The sequence below is a fragment of the Streptococcus suis S735 genome (assembly GCF_000294495.1).
GTDB lineage: Bacteria > Bacillota > Bacilli > Lactobacillales > Streptococcaceae > Streptococcus > Streptococcus suis.
On sequence record NC_018526.1, the window covers coordinates 1,004,778 to 1,025,135 of the forward strand.

The 20,358-nt window shown below is 41.2% G+C and carries 21 protein-coding genes; 4 read left to right on the forward strand and 17 right to left on the reverse strand.

The window, feature by feature from the left end; all coding sequences use genetic code 11:
- Window positions 1-17: 17 nt before the first annotated feature.
- The 17 genes from uidA to ligA all read right to left on the reverse strand — a co-directional run bounded on the left by uidA (window position 18) and on the right by ligA (window position 16,727).
- Complete coding sequence (gene uidA, locus YYK_RS05015; protein WP_012775174.1) at window positions 18-1,817, reverse strand: beta-glucuronidase; 1,800 nt, start codon at window positions 1,815-1,817, stop codon at window positions 18-20.
- A gap of 15 nt (window positions 1,818-1,832) precedes the next feature.
- The gene (locus YYK_RS05020; protein WP_012775175.1) at window positions 1,833-2,861 is read right to left on the reverse strand and encodes a sugar kinase; all 1,029 of its coding nucleotides are present in this window, start codon (window positions 2,859-2,861) and stop codon (window positions 1,833-1,835) included.
- 55 nt (window positions 2,862-2,916) lie between these two features.
- On the reverse strand, window positions 2,917-4,470 hold the full coding sequence (locus YYK_RS05025) for an MFS transporter (protein WP_012775580.1): 1,554 nt from the start codon (window positions 4,468-4,470) through the stop codon (window positions 2,917-2,919).
- 186 nt (window positions 4,471-4,656) lie between these two features.
- Window positions 4,657-5,496, reverse strand: a complete 840-nt coding sequence (locus YYK_RS05030; protein WP_012028260.1) for a DNA/RNA non-specific endonuclease — start codon at window positions 5,494-5,496, stop codon at window positions 4,657-4,659.
- 29 nt (window positions 5,497-5,525) lie between these two features.
- Window positions 5,526-5,717 (reverse strand): DNA-directed RNA polymerase subunit beta, encoded by a 192-nt coding sequence (locus tag YYK_RS05035; RefSeq protein ID WP_012775177.1) that lies wholly within the window; start codon window positions 5,715-5,717, stop codon window positions 5,526-5,528.
- On the reverse strand, window positions 5,710-6,993 hold the full coding sequence (gene murA, locus YYK_RS05040) for a UDP-N-acetylglucosamine 1-carboxyvinyltransferase (RefSeq protein WP_012027137.1): 1,284 nt from the start codon (window positions 6,991-6,993) through the stop codon (window positions 5,710-5,712). Before murA ends, YYK_RS05035 begins: the two co-directional genes overlap by 8 nt.
- Window positions 6,994-7,016: 23 nt before the next feature.
- Complete coding sequence (locus tag YYK_RS05045; RefSeq protein ID WP_012775178.1) at window positions 7,017-7,241, reverse strand: DUF1146 family protein; 225 nt, start codon at window positions 7,239-7,241, stop codon at window positions 7,017-7,019.
- Window positions 7,242-7,300: 59 nt separating this feature from the next.
- Window positions 7,301-7,717 (reverse strand): F0F1 ATP synthase subunit epsilon, encoded by a 417-nt coding sequence (locus YYK_RS05050; RefSeq protein ID WP_002936007.1) that lies wholly within the window; start codon window positions 7,715-7,717, stop codon window positions 7,301-7,303.
- Between the two features lie 9 nt (window positions 7,718-7,726).
- A complete protein-coding gene (atpD, locus tag YYK_RS05055; RefSeq protein ID WP_002936008.1) occupies window positions 7,727-9,133 on the reverse strand; it encodes a F0F1 ATP synthase subunit beta in 1,407 nt (468 codons plus the stop codon).
- Between the two features lie 19 nt (window positions 9,134-9,152).
- The gene (locus YYK_RS05060) at window positions 9,153-10,031 is read right to left on the reverse strand and encodes a F0F1 ATP synthase subunit gamma (protein ID WP_002936012.1); all 879 of its coding nucleotides are present in this window, start codon (window positions 10,029-10,031) and stop codon (window positions 9,153-9,155) included.
- A gap of 11 nt (window positions 10,032-10,042) precedes the next feature.
- A complete protein-coding gene (atpA, locus tag YYK_RS05065; RefSeq protein WP_032497571.1) occupies window positions 10,043-11,563 on the reverse strand; it encodes a F0F1 ATP synthase subunit alpha in 1,521 nt (506 codons plus the stop codon).
- 3 nt (window positions 11,564-11,566) lie between these two features.
- Complete coding sequence (locus tag YYK_RS05070) at window positions 11,567-12,100, reverse strand: F0F1 ATP synthase subunit delta (RefSeq protein WP_012027140.1); 534 nt, start codon at window positions 12,098-12,100, stop codon at window positions 11,567-11,569.
- Window positions 12,101-12,607, reverse strand: coding sequence for a F0F1 ATP synthase subunit B (atpF, locus tag YYK_RS05075; protein WP_002936017.1), 507 nt, complete (start codon window positions 12,605-12,607; stop codon window positions 12,101-12,103).
- 17 nt (window positions 12,608-12,624) lie between these two features.
- Complete coding sequence (atpB, locus tag YYK_RS05080; RefSeq protein ID WP_002936020.1) at window positions 12,625-13,341, reverse strand: F0F1 ATP synthase subunit A; 717 nt, start codon at window positions 13,339-13,341, stop codon at window positions 12,625-12,627.
- A gap of 36 nt (window positions 13,342-13,377) precedes the next feature.
- Window positions 13,378-13,578: a F0F1 ATP synthase subunit C gene (locus YYK_RS05085; protein WP_002936021.1), complete on the reverse strand. Its 201-nt coding sequence runs from the start codon at window positions 13,576-13,578 to the stop codon at window positions 13,378-13,380.
- A gap of 136 nt (window positions 13,579-13,714) precedes the next feature.
- A complete protein-coding gene (locus YYK_RS05090; protein WP_002939803.1) occupies window positions 13,715-14,758 on the reverse strand; it encodes a diacylglycerol kinase family lipid kinase in 1,044 nt (347 codons plus the stop codon).
- 10 nt (window positions 14,759-14,768) lie between these two features.
- Window positions 14,769-16,727, reverse strand: coding sequence for an NAD-dependent DNA ligase LigA (gene ligA, locus YYK_RS05095; RefSeq protein ID WP_012028263.1), 1,959 nt, complete (start codon window positions 16,725-16,727; stop codon window positions 14,769-14,771).
- Between the two features lie 122 nt (window positions 16,728-16,849).
- Here ligA and YYK_RS10265 point away from each other — a divergent pair, with 122 nt between their 5' ends.
- From YYK_RS10265 to zwf, 4 genes are all read left to right on the forward strand, one after another.
- The gene (locus YYK_RS10265; protein ID WP_012027144.1) at window positions 16,850-16,996 is read left to right on the forward strand and encodes an SPJ_0845 family protein; all 147 of its coding nucleotides are present in this window, start codon (window positions 16,850-16,852) and stop codon (window positions 16,994-16,996) included.
- 1 nt (window position 16,997) lies between these two features.
- The gene (locus YYK_RS05100) at window positions 16,998-17,903 is read left to right on the forward strand and encodes a permease (RefSeq protein WP_012027145.1); all 906 of its coding nucleotides are present in this window, start codon (window positions 16,998-17,000) and stop codon (window positions 17,901-17,903) included.
- Entirely contained in the window at window positions 17,900-18,715 is an 816-nt protein-coding gene (locus YYK_RS05105; protein WP_012027146.1) for a TIGR03943 family putative permease subunit, read from the forward strand. The genes YYK_RS05100 and YYK_RS05105 overlap by 4 nt, the downstream gene beginning before the upstream one ends.
- Before the next feature lie 78 nt (window positions 18,716-18,793).
- Window positions 18,794-20,281, forward strand: coding sequence for a glucose-6-phosphate dehydrogenase (zwf, locus tag YYK_RS05110; protein ID WP_012027147.1), 1,488 nt, complete (start codon window positions 18,794-18,796; stop codon window positions 20,279-20,281).
- The last annotated feature ends 77 nt before the right edge of the window (window positions 20,282-20,358 follow it).

Below are 20,358 nucleotides of genomic sequence, written 5' to 3' on the forward strand. Positions count from 1 at the left end.
TTTGCTACTATTATAGCTCATTTCCTCTTATAATGGTAGTTTGGAATGGCAGTCCAACGTTTCTTGATTTCTCTTACAATTTGCTTGGGTTGTCTATTTCTTGAGAATAATCCTTTGTGATTTCCTTGAATGCGAATGATACCGACTGTAGTTTCAAAATCAGCAAAATTCCATACCTGCTCACCAACTAAATTCGGAATTGAATCAAAGACGCAATGGTTCATATCGTAGTAATCCACCTGAAATTCCTCTGTATAAGGAATATCCCACATCGAATGCAAACCTGGAAGAGTATCTGCACCATATTCCGTAATCAAAATCGGCTTGTCAGGATAAAGTTTTTGCCAAGTCTCCAACTCTTGACGGAGCCCTTTCTCTGCCGCCTTCAAGTCACCATGAGCAACATACCAACCATAGTAACGATTGAGACAGACAACATCGACCAAATCCATAACCTCATCCTTATCAGGCGTTGCTGTCATAATATTGACCAAGGTCACAGGACGCTTAGACGGATCTCTGTCCCTCATGCGCTGAATCAGAGGTTCAAAGTAAGCACGTGCTCCCTTTTCATGCCCTGCCGGTTCATTGGCAACAACCCACATCACTACAGAAGGATGATTCTTATCACGCGCTATCAATTCATCAATCACCAGCTCATGAGCCTCCTTGGTTTGCATAACTTCCCAAGTATTTTTTGCTTCTTCAGAATCCCCTGTCAAATTCAAGGCTGCATTGAAAAGCTGGAACAGGCCAACTGCTGGCACTTCATCAAGGACGACAATTCCCAAACGATCTGCCAGCCGCATCATTTCCTCAGAATAGGGATAATGAGATGTCCTAAAGGAATTTGCTCCAATATCTTTAAGCAAATTCAAATCCATCAGATTGGCTGCTTCATTGAAACCACGCCCATTGATGAAGGTATCTTCATGTTTACCAAATCCCTTGAAATAGAAAGGTTTTCCATTGATGAAAAACTGCCCATTTTCAACCGCAACACTACGAATGCCGAATTGTTCTGAGTAGGTATCGAGTAAGTTTTCTCCGTCAACTAATTCAACTTTAGCAGTATAGAGATAGGCATCCAAGACCTCCCAAAGGCGTGGATGTTCAATGACCATTTGTCCATTTTCAAGAAGACCTACTTCCTGTCCCTCTTGATCTAAAATAGACATACGGATGGAATCGTACTGCCCAACTGTCTTCACATCAACATTCACTACCGCCTGAGTCAAATCTTGATTTAGCTCCGTCCGAATAACAATATCCTCAATCCTATTTTGGGGACGTTTATAGAGATGAACTGTCCGCTGGATACCAGCATAGTTGAAAAAGTCAAAATTTTCCTTGACGGTCTTCACAATTTGACCATTCTCATCCACTTCTTCGCTATAATTCCCTACTGGGAGGGTTGTGTAATTCAACTCATTATTAGCACAAACCGTCAAACGGAATTGATCAGCGTCGTATAAGTTTGACGGAATCAAGCATTCAAAAGGTGTGAAACCACCCTTGTGCTCCCTGATTAACTGACCATCTGCATAGACTTTAGCCTGATGTGTCACCGAACCAAAGCGTACAACTAACTCTTCATCATCAGCTACTACTGGAAGAGCTACCATCAGTTCATACCAATTATCTCCGACAAAACGACGTTTGTCCTTATCAACAACAACATCATTAAAAGAACTCGGTACAACCATTACCTCATCTGTATCTAACAGAGTATGAACATCATTGTTCCCTTGCTTAAATTTCCATATTCCATTTAAAGAATAAACTGAGCGTGTTTTTGTCTGTATTGGATACAACATACTTTTTCCTTCTTTCTATCGTTTTATTTCACGTGACCCTTTTTTCAATAGCAAAGCAATATCTGACGGACTGATGACATTGACATCACCTTCAATGGTATGTTTGAATTGAAAACTAGCCATCCCCAAGTCGACTATTTCCTGTGGCGTTTTTTCCTGCAAATAGCCCAAAATAATTCCTGCTGTAAAGGCATCCCCTGTCCCAACTCGGTCCAAAACTTGAATGGATTCTTTTTCCGTTTCATAAAGAATACCATCTTGATACAAATATGCTTTCAGCAAATATTCATTATTGTAGGTCATTTCCCTCTGGGTAAAAGCAAGACTTTGCAAAGAATACGTCTCCGCCAGACCTTTAACCACCGCCAACAAGACTTCTTTATTTTCATAAGGGCGCTTCAACCCCAATTCATCCTTCACATCTTTTCCAGATTCATTGAAGAGTTGAATAGGCTCTAGACCAAAGCAAATATCTGCTAAACCTACAAAAGGAGATAATTTCTCCCTCGCTTCTTCAAAAGAAGACCACAAACTTTCTCGATAATTCAAGTCAAAAGAAACCTTAACACCCTGCCTCTTTGCCATTTCCATCAAACGAAAGGCCAGTCGATAAATATCTGGATTCAAAGCGACCGTTATACCACTGACATGAAACCAATCGACACCGTCAAACATACCTTCCAAATCATACTCTTCTTCCTTGGATAAGCTAAAGGCAGAATAATCACGGTCGTAGGTCACCTGGCTAGGTCTAAGAGAGAAGCCCTTTTGATAATAATAAATCCCCAGCCTTCCTTTTTTTCGAATCAGATGCTTCTGTCCAATCTGCCGTGCAAAGAGAAAGTGTTCTGCCATCTTTCCCACTTCATTTTCAGGAAGTGCCGTCACCAACTCAACTGAATGCCCCAACTGTGCTAAACTGGCCAAGACATTCAACTCTGAGCCACCAAACTGACAATCTAAACTGGTAGCTTGTGTTAGGGTCTGATAATGAGGAGGAGATAGCCGCAATAAAACTTCTCCAAACGCTAAGATTTTTTTCATACCGCCTCCTAGATGAAAGACCCAGCTGGAATCCTCCAACTAGGTCGTTATTGTATTATTTATCGTCGTATTGATCAACCTTATATTGAGTAACATCTACATAATCCATATCAGATAATGGAACATTTTTCGCAATCGCACGCACACGTTCCTCATCTTTTGCCGCTTTCATAACATGGATTTTCTCTTGAATACGTGCCATTTCTTCACGATCTAGTTTGTAAAATTTCATCAAGAACAAGGATACGCTCAATACCACTGCTGGAATCACTGTCAATAGGACAATCAAAGCCATTCTCAAATCTGTTGAGAATGCTGTTTCAACGGTTGGGTACTCTTTACCAAAACCAATACCTGCTAATACAAATCCAACAACCATTGGGGCAAATGAAGAAGCAATTGAGTCTGTCAATGAGAAGATAGTCCCAATCATACCTGACAAGTAACGACCAGATACTGAAGTTTCATAGTCTGTAATATCTGCCCCCATTGTCAATACCAAACCAGATGGAGCACTAGATGCGTAGCGAGCAATGATATAAACAACAAAGAAGCCGATTGTGTAGAGATTCCAATTTGTCAAATCCAACATACCTGGTTTAGCTGAAAAGAGCATCGCTGCCAAGGTCACAAGACCAGCAATCCCAAGTTGAAGCGCTGTAATATAGGCAAAGCGTAAACCTTTACGACGAGCCAATTGCGCAGCACCAACTGTTACAAGAATACCTGGCAAAATCAACAGCATAGACATTTTACCAGAAAGAGCATAGTCACCGAAGATAATACCATACAGCATAACCCCGATAACGGAATCTCCAAACAGTTGAGCAACAAATTTTACAAAAGCTGCAGAGATTGAAAGAACCTGCAAAGGTTTGTTTCCTTTGATAACTTTCCAGTAGTCTTTCAACTTAGTTTCTTGTGTCTTCTCACCAAGACCAAAGTATTTCTTATTGTCTTTCTCCCAAATACCGATAATAGCAAGAATACCCAGAACAGCTGAAATTACTACTACACCGAGGAACAATTCTTGGAAGAAACTTCGAGTGAAACCACCATGTTTTGGAACCAATGTCCCTGACACAACAACCTGACTACCAGTCATCAACACAGTTGTCGCAATACCATCAACAATATTAAAGATTGGACGTTGCTTTGGATCATTGGTAAGCGCAACTTGTCCTGCTTTTGTAATCGTCTGTTGAAGTGAATATCCAATTTTATGGATAATCAAAACAAGGATGAATAGAGGAAGACGGAGACTCTCGCTAACTCCACTTAAACCTAACATCATAAAAAGAGAAGCTGCTGTAATGATATTCCCCAAAACCAAAATAGGACGATATTTACCAAACTTAGTATCCGTTTTATCAATGATAACTCCGATTGTAGGATCAATGAAACCATCAAAGATACGAATATACCCCATCAGTTGACTAACAAACAGGGCTGCAAGACCAAGCACACCTGTCGATAAATAAGTCACGAAAGTAAAAGCAACCAAGTAAATATTCGTCGATGAATTGTTCATCGCAAATAATATGATTTGCCATAACTTGGCTTTGTTATAAGTAACGTCTTCGACACGTTGCTCAACATGTTTTTCCATTGGAAATTCCTCCTAAATGTTTTCTACGACAAAGTCGTAAGCGTTTTCTTTAACTATATTCTAATATTCATCAGATGATTTGTCAACTGTTTTTGTAAATATTTTTAATTATACGCAAAAAAAGACGATTTTACGTGAAAATCGTCTGATATATTTGATTTAACGAGGGAGAATTCGTCTGACTATTTATTGATTTACTGCAATTTCCCCACTATGATAGTTGATACTGAGACCACTCTGCACATTTGGAACGAACACATTGAACTCTAGGCTACCATCTGCTGCTTTTGCCTCTAGATGACTTCCGACAGGAACAAGGTCTTCACTCTCAGCATACACCAAGGTCACACGATAGCGGACACGCTTATTTTTATCCAAGGCCCGCCGAATCTGACTTTCAAAATAATTCTGCCCAGTTGAAGTTTGGTCGTTAGCTTGGTTGGACCAAGCTGTTTGAACTGCAATATTCTTAGGATTGCTGGTTGAAGCATCGAAGCCAGACAATCCACCAATCAAAGCATAACCTAGGAGGTGACCACGGTCCACTGCATGGTCATATTCTCCAGTTAAATCATGGATCTGATGCCAACCCGCAGGTGTCCAAGAAGTTCGACCATTTCCTGTTTCTTCACGATCCTTATACTGACGTGTAGATTTAGCTAAAAGCGCATTGGCTACTGTTGGAACCGTTTCTCCCTGGACTGTTTTTGTCTTATTATCACCATAAGGAACACTGGCAACCGATGCATCTAAATCCGTTTGATTCCCGTTAATAATAAACGCTCCAGCACTATTCCATTCAATCGAATTTCCCAGTTGCTTTTTTACATCTTCTGTCAATACCGAACTAGCCAGTTCCTGATTAGGTGTGCCTTCACTTGCCTTAGACTGATTGACATAATAGGAATAATCAGCAACGTTGCTACTCTTGTTATCACTTAAAAGATAGCCACCCGCTACTACAACAATCGTAGCCAATAAGCTGAGCAGACTCATTGCTTGTTTTTTTACATTTTTCTTCGCCATTTTCTCTCCATCAAAAAAGCAGGTCCAGCCTACTTTCCTGTAAATTTACCGATTAATTCTTGCCACTTAGCTGGTGACAACACCGCAAATACATTGTCTCCATCTCCTATGACACCGTAACCAACCATTAATCCTAAAATAAACACCAAAATAGCAATCAACAAAACAACTGCTACTAAGATTAAATTTTTACCAACATAGCTAAGATTATCCTTATCCATTTTCATCTTCTCCACTCACACGTTCAATCGTTGCACCTAAAGCAGCTAATTTCTCATGAAAACGATAGTAACCTCGATCTAAGTGCGTTAATTTACCTACAATCGTTTCACCTTCAGCGACCAAACCAGCCAGAATCAAAGCGGCACTTGCTCGTAAATCAGTAGACATAACCTGAGCACCTTGCAGAGCAAGTCCTCCCGTGATGATAGCTGTATCTCGTAAAATTTCCGAATGCAAATCCATCCGACGCATTTCTTCCAAATGCTGGAAACGATTCTCAAATACCGTTTCAATCATGGTAGATTCACCCTTTGCAACTGCCATTAGAGCTGTAAATTGAGCCTGCATATCCGTTGGGAATCCTGGATGGGGCAAGGTTTTTACTGTTACAGGTTTAAGCTTATCCACTTGCGAACGAACTCGAATCCCTTCAGCTTCTTCCGTCACCTCAACTCCCATTTCCAACATCTTAGAAATGAGTGGACGGTTATGCTCCCAGACAGCGTCCTTGACCAAGACATCTCCACCAGTCATTGCCGCTGCCACCATAAAGGTACCCGCTTCGATACGATCTTGCACCACTTGATGTTCTGCGCCAGTCAATTCTTCTACACCAGTAATCGTAATCGTCTCTGTACCTGCCCCCTTAACTTTTGCCCCCATTTTGTTTAGGAAAATAGCCAAGTCAACAATTTCAGGTTCTCGCGCTGCATTTTCTAATACCGTTGTACCCTGCGCCAGAGTTGCAGCCATCATCAAATTTTGCGTTGCCCCAACACTTGGGAAATCAAGATAGATATGAGCTCCCTGCAAGTTCTCTGCACTCGCTTCAATATAACCAGCGCGTTGTTTAATTTTAGCCCCCATAGCTTGCAAACCTTTTAAGTGCAAATCAATTGGACGACTACCAATTGTACAACCTCCTGGCATAGAAACCTTAGCATAGCCATTGCGTGCCAAAATCGGACCAAGAATAACAATAGAGGCGCGCATTTGACTCACATACTTATAAGGAGTTTCACTACCAAGTTTACCTGTTGCATCAATATCGATAGTCTTTGTTTCCTCGTCAAATTTCACACGAACTCCCAGACCACGTACAACATTATTCATTGTATAGACATCAGACAAAATAGGAACCTGGGTCAATTTGGTTTGCCCTTGACTTGCTAGAACTGTTGCTGCCAATAAAGGCAGAACGGCATTCTTCGCCCCCTCAATCTCAACCTGTCCTTTCAAACCGTTTTTACTACCTGTAATAATAATTGTATCCATTTCTTATCCTTTTCTTACTTAAATCACATATTTGCAAAAGAGCGTCCCATCATCAACAATTCTAAAAAGAAAGTCGAGACTAAGTACCCCAGTGCTATTGCCAGAAAGAGAATCAGCAAATTGATTTTACGCTGATTGTCCCCAGTCACCTTCAACCACCGTGACCAATCAACTGTTGTAACCAAGAGATGATGAGCCAGATAGATAAACAATATATGACTAAAAAACTGTAAAATTGAAATTACCATGTTTCCATTATACCATGAAATTAAAAAATGGAACTGAACCAAGTTCAATCCCATATAGATTAATGTTTCCCAACACGAATACGATTTATCGCACGTTGGAGGGCGACTGTTGCACGCATTTCCATATCAATATTACGAGCAGTCTGTGCTTCTTCCAATTCACGTTCCGCGCGCAATTTGGCACGTTCCGCACGACTAATATCAATATCCCGTTCCCGCTCAGCGGAATCAGAAATGACCGTAATAATATCCTTGTTGACTTCAATGATTCCACCATTGACCGCAATCCAGTCTACATGGTTTTCATCATCAACACGACGCACTTTCATTTCACCGATTTCCAAAACTGCAATCAGTTCTTCATGTCCAGAATAGACACCCATCTCACCATCAACCGTTTTGACCAAAACAAATGCTGCATGATGGTCATATTTGATACCGTCTGGTGTTACGATTTGTACAGTCATTTGTCCCATAAGCCACCTCTAGAATTTCATTTTAGCAGCTTTAGCGACCACATCCTCAATTGAACCAACATTTCGGAAGGCATCTTCTGGTAGATGGTCGTGTTTGCCGTCCAAGATTTCCTTAAAGCCTTTCACCGTTTCAGCTACTGGCACATAAGAACCTGGCATACCTGTAAATTGCTCCGCAACGTTGAAGTTTTGAGAGAGGAAGAATTGGATACGACGAGCGCGACCAACCAAGGTCTTCTCTTCATCTGATAATTCATCCATACCGAGAATGGCAATAATATCTTGCAATTCTTGGTAACGTTGAAGGACACGTTTTACTTCCATAGCTACTGCATAGTGCTCTTCACCAACGATTTGTGGAGCAAGTGCACGTGATGACGAAGCCAATGGATCCACCGCAGGGTAGATACCAAGCTGAGTCAACTTACGCTCCAAGTTAGTTGTTGAATCCAAGTGAGCGAAGGCTGTCGCTGGAGCTGGGTCTGTATAGTCATCCGCAGGTACGTAAATAGCCTGAATAGATGTAACAGAACCCTTCTTGGTTGAGGTAATACGCTCCTGCAATTGTCCCATCTCCGTCGCAAGTGTTGGCTGATAACCAACGGCTGATGGCATACGACCCAAGAGGGCAGACACTTCTGAACCAGCCTGTGTGAAACGGAAGATATTATCGATGAACAGAAGAACATCCTGCCCTTCCACATCACGGAAGTATTCCGCAATAGTCAAACCAGTAAGAGCAACACGCATACGGGCTCCTGGTGGCTCATTCATCTGACCAAATACCATGGCCGTTTTTTCAATAACACCTGATTCTTTCATTTCCCAGTAAAGATCGTTCCCTTCACGGGTACGCTCGCCAACTCCGGTAAATACAGAGATACCACCGTGTTCTTGGGCAATATTGTGAATCAATTCTTGGATAAGAACGGTTTTACCAACACCAGCACCACCGAAGAGACCAACCTTACCACCTTTTAGATAAGGTGCTAGGAGGTCGATAACCTTAATCCCTGTTTCCAAAATTTCGCTTGAAGTAGATAATTCGTCAAAAGCCGGCGCTTTCTTATGGATAGGCTCACGTTCAAAATCTGCCGGAAAAGACTCTTCAAGGTCAATGGTATCTCCCAACACATTGAAGACACGACCCAGCGTTTCTTTACCGACTGGAACAGAGATGGGACGACCTGTATCGAGAACTTCCATCCCACGTGTCAATCCATCCGTTGATTCCATGGCAATGGTCCGTACAACGCCATCACCAAGTTCCAAAGCCACTTCAAGCACGACTTTTTGTTTGGAATCATCATTTTTATATACAACGAGTGCGTTGTTAATCTCAGGAAGTTTATCTTCTGCTGCAAACGCAACGTCTACAACTGGTCCGACAACCTGAGTAATTTTGCCTGAACTCATTCTATTTCCTCTATTTCTATTACTCAAGGGCTGAGGCACCAGCTACAATCTCAGTAATTTCCTGAGTAATCGCTGCCTGACGAGCCCTATTGTATTGGATTGTCAAATCGTTAATGACATTCTTAGCATTATCCGTTGCTGTCTGCATGGCTGTCATACCTGCTGCATTTTCAGCAGTTTTGGCATCCAAAATCGCTCCATAAATAGTTGATTCTGCATATTGAGTCAAGAGTTGTTCCAAAATAACCTCACGGTTTGGTTCCAACTCAAAGGTAGCTGTATAACCATCTGCTTCATTGTGGTCCAAATCTTCTACAGGAAGCATCTGTTGTACACGCACCTGACTGGTCAAACTATTGACATGGTGGTTATAACAAACATACAACTCATCAAAGAGTTCATTCTTGTACATTTCAACAGACTTAGAAATGATTTTTTGAACCTCTTCAAAACTTGGGTTGTCTGCTAAACCTCGCAATTCAAAGACAGGATTGATACCACGGGCACGGAAGAAATCAGCTCCCATACTACCAATGGCAATAATCTCATACTCGTCTTTTGAGTCATGATCCTGTTCAATCATCCCCATCACAGCCTTCAAAATACTGGAATTATAAGAACCTTTTAGTCCACTGTCAGAGGTAATGACAATATAACCAGATTTTTGAACTGGACGACGAATCAGCATTGGATTGCTTGTATCTGAAGCCATCAACTCTCCACGCAAGAGGTCCGTTGTAATCTGACGAACCTTGCTAGCGTAGATTTGAAAGGATTGCGCTAATTGCTCTGATTTGGCTAATTTAGAAGCCGAAACCATCTGCATGGCACCGGTGATTTGACTGGTTTTCTTAGTTGATGCAATTTTTGATTTGATTTCATTGAGAGAACCTGCCATTATTCACTCCTTTACTTAAAGACAGACTGGTCTTTGAAAGCTTGGATAGCAGCATTCAATTCATCTGTATCAGGAAGATCTTTTGTTGTACGAATAACATCCAAAAGACCATCGTAGTGCAAATCAAAATATGCGTACAGTTCTTCTTCAAATGCCAAAATATCATCGATTGGCACTGAATCCAAGAAGCCATTTGTCAAAGCATACAAAATCAAAACCTGTTTTTCAACTGGAAGCGGCTTATGCAATGGTTGTTTCAACACTTCCACAGTCCGACGACCACGGTTGAGTTTAGCCTGAGTTGCTGCATCCAAATCCGAACCAAATTGAGTAAAGGCTTCTAATTCACGATAAGAAGCTAAGTCGATACGAAGGGTACCTGCAACCTTTTTCATGGCCTTAATCTGTGCAGAGCCACCTACACGTGATACAGAAGAACCCGCATCAATGGCTGGACGGATACCAGAGTTGAATAAATCGTCCTTCAAGAAGATTTGTCCGTCCGTGATAGAAATCACGTTGGTCGCGATGTAAGCTGAAATATCTCCCGCCTGTGTTTCGATAAATGGTAGAGCTGTAATGGAGCCACCGCCCAATTCATCTGAAACCTTTGCTGAACGCTCAAGCAAACGACTGTGCAAGTAGAATACATCCCCTGGATAGGCTTCACGACCCGGAGGACGACGAAGCAAGAGAGATAATTCACGGTAAGCTACCGCTTGTTTCGACAAATCATCGTAAACAATCAAGACGTGTTTGCCTTCATACATGAACTCTTCTGCCATCGCAACACCAGCATAAGGAGCCAAGAAAAGCAATGGAGACGGTTGTGAAGCAGATGCAGTTACTACGATTGTGTAATCCAAAGCACCATATTGACGAAGGGTTTCAACCTGAGTACGAACAGTTGACTCTTTCTGACCGATAGCCACATAGATACAAATCATGTCTTGGCCTTTTTGGTTGAGAATAGCATCAATAGCTACAGATGTCTTCCCTGTCTGACGGTCACCAATAATCAATTCACGCTGACCACGACCAATCGGAACCAAAGCGTCAATCGCCTTGAGACCAGTTTGAAGCGGTTCATTAACCGACTTACGTTGCATAACACCTGGTGCTGGATATTCAATCGGACGAGTCTTACTAGTACGAATCTCACCAAGACCATCCACAGGTTGACCAAGTGGGTTGATGACACGACCAATCAAAGCCGAACCAACTGGTACTTCCATAATTTTACCAGTACGACGAACAACTGACCCTTCACGAATATCGGTAAATTGTCCGAGAATGATAATACCAACATCGTTGGTTTCTAAGTTTTGTGCCATACCAATGGTGCCATTTTCAAATACCAAAAGCTCTCCACTCATGGCATTGTCAAGACCTTGCGCACGGGCGATACCGTCACCGATATAGGTTACGACACCAGTCTCTGTGTAGTCAAAGTCAGGCTGAAAGCCTTCAATTTGTTGTTTTAGTAAAGCGCTAATTTCTTGTGCATTAATCAAAAGAACACCACTTTCTATTTTTTAAAGTTTTTTTCTAATGTCCTTCAACTGTGTCCGAACGCTTGCATCGATTACCTTATGGTTAACCGTTACAATAAAACCACCGAGGAGACTTTGATCAAGTTCTTCCGTGATATTGCGTACACGCAAGGAAAATCGTTGTTCTACCAAGTGACGGAGACGCTCTTTTTGAGCTTCTGTCAACGGATAGACTGAAACCACACGGGCTTCAAATTCATTTTTAAATTTACTGATTTGTAATTGGACACGCTCAAGGGTTTCAAGAAGCAAGTCTGCATGACCATCACGAATAACATCTTCAATCAAGTCATTGATTTGCCAGAAACTAGATTGACGTACCGTCCTTACAAAGTCAGCCTTTTCTTCTCTCGATACTGTCGCTGACAGCAAGATTCGATTCAGCTTACTATCATGAATGATGGAAATCAAGTCAGAAATCTGGTCATACATATCCCAAATATCTGCATGATCACTGACTTTTTCAACAAATGATAGAGCATATTTTTGCACGATGGCATTTTCTCTAGCGTTCATCTACTTGTCTCCTAGTTTGTCCAAATAACGGTCAATCAAGTTACTATGAGCTTGTTGGTCCAAATCTTCCAAAATAATTTTGCTTGCAAGATCAACTGCCAATTCAGCAACTTGAACACGCAAGTTTTCTTGTGCTTCACGTTTTTCAGCTTCAATTTCCAATTGAGCTTTTTGCTTCAATCCTTGAATTTCAACATCTGCTTGCTCAAGAATACGTTTTTTCTCTAGTTTTGCGCGTTCAACCGCGTCTTGAATAATCTTTTGACTTTCAATACGTCCCTGTACCAACTCATCTTCACGTTGTTGAACAAGGTTTGCTGCTGCTGTTAATTTTTCTTCTGCAGCATCAATATCGTTCGCAATCTTATTGGCACGTTCTTCAAAAATACCTGTAATTTTATCCCATGCAAAAACACGAATAAGAATAATAAGTACTGCAAATGAGGCTGTTACCAAGATAAAGTTTCCAAGAATGGTACTAGATTGCATTGTAATAGTTGTTGCCATAGTTGTCTTTCCCTTTCCTATTCACTCTCACTACTGATTTTTTTATTTAAGTACATAGATACCAACATGATAAATACATATCCCTGCAAGCATGAAATGAATACAGAAAATGCTGTCCAAACAACGTTCAGAGCAAAGGCAATTGGATATGCAAGTGCACTTTGTTGAGATAATTGTAGAAGAAGAGAGACAAGCACTTCACCAGCATAAATGTTACCGTACAGACGAAGAGCAAGCGACACAAGGTTGGTCACTTCTTCCAAAATGTTCATTGGAGCCATAGCCCAGGGTGTCACAAAAGATTTGAGGTATGCCTTGAAACCGCGACGACGAATACCCTCAACATGACAAAATACTGTTGCAATTGTTGCCAAACCGAAATCGTAAGCCATATTGGCTGTTGGAGAAGTCCACAAATTATGTCCTTCTGCTGTTTCCAATTTGGTCATCAAACCTAGATTATTGGCAACCAAAAGAAAAGTAAAGACTGTAAAGAAGAACAAGGAATACCGCTTTGCTTCCGCATCGCCAAGATTCCCTTTTGTAAAATTGATGGTCAATTCGTAAACATACTCCAAAACATTCTGTTTTCCTTTTGGCTTGAGCTCCATCCGACGACTAGCCCAAAAAACTAGTAAGAAAATAATGGAAATGGTAATGACAGAAACCAATACCATGGTCAGGTCAAAGGTTACGGGACCAAGGGTAAGGGTTGGACTTAAATGTTCTTCCAATGGAGGTTCCCCCCTTTTCTATTTCTCTATTTTCTACTATTTTAAGACAAATGTCATAGCCAAGGTTACGAAGAAAGTTCCCTCGATAAAGGCAACACCCAAAAATACACCAGCCATCAATTTACTTTGCATTTCTGGTTGACGTGCAGTCGAACTAAGGTATGAAGCCACCAACAGTCCCTCACCGATACTTACACCAAGACAGGCCAATCCAAGGGCCAATGCGCCTAAACTCATAACGAATTCTCCTTTTAAAATTTAATACCATGTAAGGATACTCCTAAAACATCTATTTGTCAAGAAAATACCGCCATTGTAAGCGTTTAATTCGTTTTTGTAAAATAAAAAGAAAAGAGTATTTCATCTTTTCTTCCTATTTAATAGCTTCATCAATATGGTCTGTTTCTTCAATGAATCGTTTGGCCATATCTTCTCGATTCATCTGATCAGTATCAAGAGTGATTGCATGGTCAGAAACCAGATCTGTATCTGCGAAAAACTCTATATGGTTTGATAGGTTGTACAGACGTACAGGGGCTTCCCCACCAAACTCTCCATCTAGATTGAGCAGTAGACGGTTATCTGGGTTCAGATTTTCGATGGATAGGCTCTTGGTTTTTATGTATTCAACTAAATCACTCTCAATGTGTTTGCCACCATCTAAGACTTGACGAATCAGATGTAGAATTTCAAATAGATTCCCTGTTTTAACCATCAATAAGGTAAAATTACCATCATCTAACTTAGCATCGGGAACGATCTGTTCAAAACCTCCAATTGAATTGGTTAAGGCAACAAAAATCATTGAAACCGAGCCTTCAAACACGCCCTCATCATGCTCTACACGAACAGGTGTAAATTGTACTTGTGGCAGGAGTTCTGCTCCTTTTACTACATAGGCCAAATAGCCAAACATGGTCTTAAGTTGACTGGGAACACTGTAGGTCAACTCCGTAAGTGTACCTGCCGCAGCAATGTTGATAAAATAATGTTCTTGATGAAAACCATTTTTTTGATTTTTGGCTAAACCAATATCCATTAAAATTGTCTGCTGCTTACCAATAACCTTAGCTGCTTCTACAGGATTTCCCCTAGGCACTTTTAAAGCACGCGCATAGTCATTGGTGGTGCCAGTCGGTATGATGGCCATCTGCGGACGTTTTTCAAGTGGAGCAATTCCATTGACGACTTCATTGATTGTTCCATCTCCACCAGCCGCGATAATCAAGTCAAAGCCTGCAAGCGCCGCACGTGTAGCTTCATTCTTTGCAGAGTCTTTCTCAGCAGTTGTTTGGAAAGCTGAAGTCTCATAACCGTAGCCTTCCAAAATTTCCAATACTTCGGCCACATTTTTCTTCATGATTTCTTGACCTGAGGTCGGATTATATATTAGTCTAGCACGTTTTCTTTCTTCCATCGTTTTACCTTTACAAGCTCTCTAACCAAGCCTCATCTTTTATTTCAATACCTAGCTCCTGTGCTTTGGTCAATTTACTGCCTGCATCTGTTCCGGCAACCACAAGATTAGTTTTTTTAGAAACAGATCCCGCTACATTTGCCCCTAAAGCTTCTAATTTGGCTTTGGCTTCGTTTCGTTTCATTCGCTCCAATTTACCAGTCAGTACAACTGTCATACCCGATAGCGCAGCATTTTCATCTACTACTTGGCCGAGATAGGTTAAGTTTACCTTAGCTTCCTTAAGTTCGGCTAAAAGTTGTTGCGCACCCTCACTAGCAAAAAAAGTTGTCAAAGACTTAGCAATAACCTGACCAAGACCTTCTAGCGAAGCAATTGCTTCTTGATCAGCAAATGCTAGAGTTTCTAAATCACCAAATTTTTCTACTAAAATCTTACTTGCCTTACTACCTACATGGCGAATACCTAGTCCAAATAGGAGGCATTCTGCTGAGTTACTCTTAGAAGTTTGAATGGCTTGATAGAGCTTGTTAGCTGATTTTTCTTTGAAACCTTCCAAGGTCAATAGGTCATCAACAGTTAATTTATAAATATCAGCAACATCGTGTACCAAGCCTGCTCCAAAGAGTTTTTCAACGATTGAAGACCCTAGCCCTGCGATATTCATAGCATCCCGACTTGCAAAATGTTCCAACTTACTCATCAGCTGGCTAGGACAAATAGGGTTGATACAGCGGAGGGCAACTTCGTCCTCATAGTGTTGTAGGTCGCTCTGACAAGACGGACAATGACTAGGAATGGGCATGATTTCTTGCTCTTTTCGATACTTGTCCACCACTTTCAGAACTGCTGGAATAATATCTCCCGCCTTATAAACAATGACCGTATCGCCAATACGAATATCTTTTTCGGCGATATAATCTACGTTATGCAAAGTTGCTCGACTGACAGTCGTTCCTGCCAGTTGAACAGGACTAAGATTGGCCGTTGGTGTCACAACACCTGTTCGGCCAACAGTCCAATCAACCGACAAGATTTCTGCTTCTTTTTCCTCAGCTGGAAACTTGTAAGCTACTGCCCATCGTGGCGCTTTAACTGTAAATCCTAGTTCTTCTTGTATAGCTAAATCATTTACCTTGATGACAACACCATCTATCTCATAGGGTAAATCATCTCTACGCTCTGCTATTTTTTCAATAAAATCCCACGTGTCATCAATCGACTCCGCCAAGCAATATTCGTGGTTGGTCACAAATCCCAGAGCATCCAGTTTCTCCAGTACTTGTGACTGACTAGTCGCTTCAGATGGACTAGCCTCTTGGTAGAGGAAAGTAGCGAGACCACGCTGGGCCACCACTCCCGTATCAAGCTGGCGGAGGGTCCCTGCTGCTGCATTACGCGGATTAACAAATTCAGCTTCACCAGCCTCCTGACGCTGTTTGTTAACACGGTCAAAGGAAGCTTTTGGCATATAACACTCACCTCGGACAGTGATGTCCACAGCTTCGGGTAAGGTCAAAGGAACATCAGCCACTCGTTTGAGATTTTCTGTGATATTTTCACCGACACTACCGTCACCACGTGTAGCACCCACGACTAAATTACCCGCTTCATAGGTCAGGGAAATAGACAGACCATCAATCTTCAATTCACAGATATACGTTGCTTGAGGAAATTCCTTGCGAACTCGCTGGTCAAAAGCTTCTAACTCTTCACGAGAAAAGGCATCCTGCAAACTAAAAAGAGGATAAACATGACTATATTTTTCAAATCCGTCTAGCATCTTTCCCCCGACCCGATGGGTAGGACTATCTGGTAAAATCAGTTCTGGATGAGCCGTTTCTAGCTCTACTAATTCACGATAAAGCGTATCATATTCTGCATCTGATACGCTAGGTTGGTCCAATTGATAATACTCTTTAGCGTATTGATTGAGCACGCTAACTAATTCTGATATTCTTGTTTTCATAAGAATATTATATCATGATTTGAGGGTGCGAACTATATTTGCGCTTCAATAAAAACAGATTCCTTTAGATAATTTTTAGTAAAAAATGTATAATGTTTATATAAAATTTTTGGAGGTGCCCTATGGCTGTAACTTATAAACGACAAGATGATTTAGAAAAGATGCTGGAAGAATTTGCTTCATTTGAAAAATTGGAAGAAATTGAGTATCCAGATCCAAAATCAAAAGAACATTCCGAGAAAAACAACTTGAATCAGGATAAAAAATAATATGCTTGGTCTTGATCAATTACCTACCTCCGTCCTACAGGCGGGGGCTATTTTCCTATCTATCATGATTGAAGCATTGCCCTTTGTCTTGATTGGAGCTATTATTTCAGGTTTTATCGATGTGTTTATAACACCAGATAAGGTTCGTAAACTCTTACCTAAAAACAAGTTTCTTGCCATTCTATTTGGAACCTTTATCGGCTTCATTTTTCCGTCTTGCGAATGTGGTATTGTCCCTATTGTCAATCGGCTATTAGAGAAAAAAGTGCCGAGTTATACTGCTGTTCCCTTTTTAGTAACGGCGCCTGTGATTAATCCTATCGTCCTTTTTGCAACCTTTACCGCTTTTGGAAATTCCCTACTTTTCGCACTCTATAGAGCCCTAGGAGCCATCATTGTATCCCTAGTATTGGGAATCATTCTTGGTTTTTTCGTAAAAGGACCAATTCTTAAAGGAAGCAAGTTTGACCATCACCAGCATGATTATTCAGATAAAACCAGCTGGCAAAAAGTTGGCTTCGCACTTATTCATGCCATTGATGAATTTTTTGATACGGGACGTTACCTAGTCTTTGGTTGTCTATTTGCCAGTCTCGTACAAGTCTATATTCCAACCGCTGTCCTGACTACCATCGGTCACAGTCCATTAACAGCTATTTTACTGATGATGTTGCTGGCCTTTCTTCTTTCCCTATGTTCCGAAGCCGATGCCTTTATTGGTGCATCACTACTATCCAGCTTCGGATTCGCCCCAGTAATGGCTTTCTTAGTTATCGGACCCATGGTGGATGTTAAAAACTTGCTCATGATGAAACATTATTTCAAAGGGAAATTTATAGTCGGTTTTATCATTACTATCACTCTCGTTATTTTGGGATATAGTCTGATACTTGGAGGTGTAGTATGATTCGTTTTTTAATTCTTGCAGGTTACTTTGAAATGACCATGTATCTTTATATCTCTGGAAAATTAGACCAATACATTAATCTGCACTATAGCTATCTAGCCTATCTATCCATGGTTTTATCTTTCATACTTGCCATCGTACAATTGTATGTCTGGGTAAAAGAAATTCGAGTACATAGCCATTTAAAAAGCAAAATTGCCAAACTATCAAGCATTGGACTATTGCTCATTCCTCTTGCTATAGCCTGGCTCTTTCCTACGGTAAGCCTGGATTCAACAACTGTTGCTGCCAAGGGCTATCATTTCCCACTAGCAACAGAAAACGATACTAATACACAAAACCAAGAAGGGGCGACTGTTCAGTATCTCAAGCCTGATACTTCTATTTATTTTACAAAATCTGCCTATCAAAACCAGATGCGTGAAATTGCTGATAGATACTTGGCTGAAGAAACCATTGTCGTTACTAATGAAAACTATATGGAAGTGATGGAAGCAATCTACGACTATCCTACGGAATTTTCAGGAAAAACGATTGAAATGATTGGATTTGTCTACAATGACCCTGACAATAGCCAGCAATTTTTCCTTTTCCGCTTTGGTATTATTCACTGCATTGCTGATTCTGGGGTATATGGCTTACTCTCTACGGGGGCTACCACAGAATTTCCTAACAATACTTGGGTAAAAGCCAGAGGAACAATCAAGGTTTCCTACCACACATCGTTGAAACAAAATCTCCCAACACTTGAATTACAATCGATGGTTCAGATTGAGCAGCCAGATTCTCCGTATGTCTACCGTGTTTTCTAATAATTCCAACTAAAAAAGTGAATTTTCTGACAATTTGTGGTATACTATTAATGATATTCAACAGATAGGAATGAAATTATGTCATCACATGTATTGTTTACAATTTTTGGTGCTAGTGGCGACCTTGCCAAACGCAAACTCTATCCATCCCTCTTCCGTCTTTATAAGGCAGGCCATATCCGAGAAAATTTTGCAGTAATTGGTACAGCTCGCAGACCCTGGACCAAGGAATTTTTTGAGCAAACCGTCATTGAATCACTAGGTGATCTGCCTGACACACCACGTCAAGCTCATGAATTTGCAAATCATTTCTACTACCAAAGCCACGATGTCAATGACACGGAACATTATGTAGCTCTTCGTAAATTGCAGGACGACTTGTGTGAAAAATACAATACCCAGCACAACAAGGTCTTCTTCCTCTCTATGGCACCTGAATTTTTCGGAACCATTGCCAAACACCTCAAATCTGAGCAAATCGTTGATGGACAAGGTTTTGAACGCTTGATAATTGAAAAACCTTTCGGAACTAGCCTTGCTACAGCTACCAAACTCAATGATGAATTGGCAGCAGCCTTCAATGAAGACCAAATCTACCGTATCGACCATTACCTAGGCAAGGAAATGGTGCAAAATATCTTTGCGGTTCGCTTTGCCAATATCATTTTTGAGCATATTTGGAACCGCGATTACATCGATAACGTCCAAATTACATTTGCTGAAGCGATTGGTGTTGAGGATCGTGGAGGCTACTACGATCATTCTGGCGCCTTAAAAGACATGGTGCAAAACCATGCCCTTCAAGTTCTTTCCCTTCTAGCAATGGATAAGCCAGCCAGCTTCAAGGAGGAAGATGTCCGCGCTGAAAAGATTAAGGTCTTCCAACACCTTCGTCAGCCTTCTGATGAGGACCTCAAACGCAACTTCATCCGTGGTCAATATGCAGCAGGTTCCATTGACGGAAAAGACTACGTTAGCTACTTGGATGAACCAAATATTGCCGAAGGTTCTCAGACAGAAACCTTTGCAGGAGGTGTCTTCTTCGTTGATACTGACCGTTTCCGTGATGTACCTTTCTTCTTCCGTACAGGTAAACGTCTGACAGAAAAGGGCACGCGCGTGACCATCACCTTCAAGCATGCGGAAGATATTTTTGGTCAACCTTCCGAAGCCAATGTATTGACCATCTTCATCCAACCAACTGAAGGCTTCATGCTCTCTATCAACGGTAAGGAAGTTGGTTCCCATTTTGCTCTTACTCCTGCCAAACTCAACTTCCGCCACAATGCAACTGCTCTTGGAAATTCACCCGAAGCCTACGAAAAACTCTTTTTCGATGTCCTAAATGGTGATTCTACTAACTTTAGCCATTGGGAAGAAGTGAAAGCAAGCTGGAGCTTGATTGACCGCATTGTTGATTTGTGGGCAAGCAACCAAGTCCCACTCCACACCTATCCAGCTGGAACTATGGGACCTGAGGCAGCCTTTGATTTGCTAGAAAGCTACAGTTGCAAGTGGGTTTGGACACCTGATGTCTGGTATCGTGAACGTGGTTTATTGAAATAGTCATTTAGTTTAGCTTTGATTACTTCGTTAACTCGCTTTGCCGTACTCCACGAAAGTGACTTGCTTCGCATGTCTTA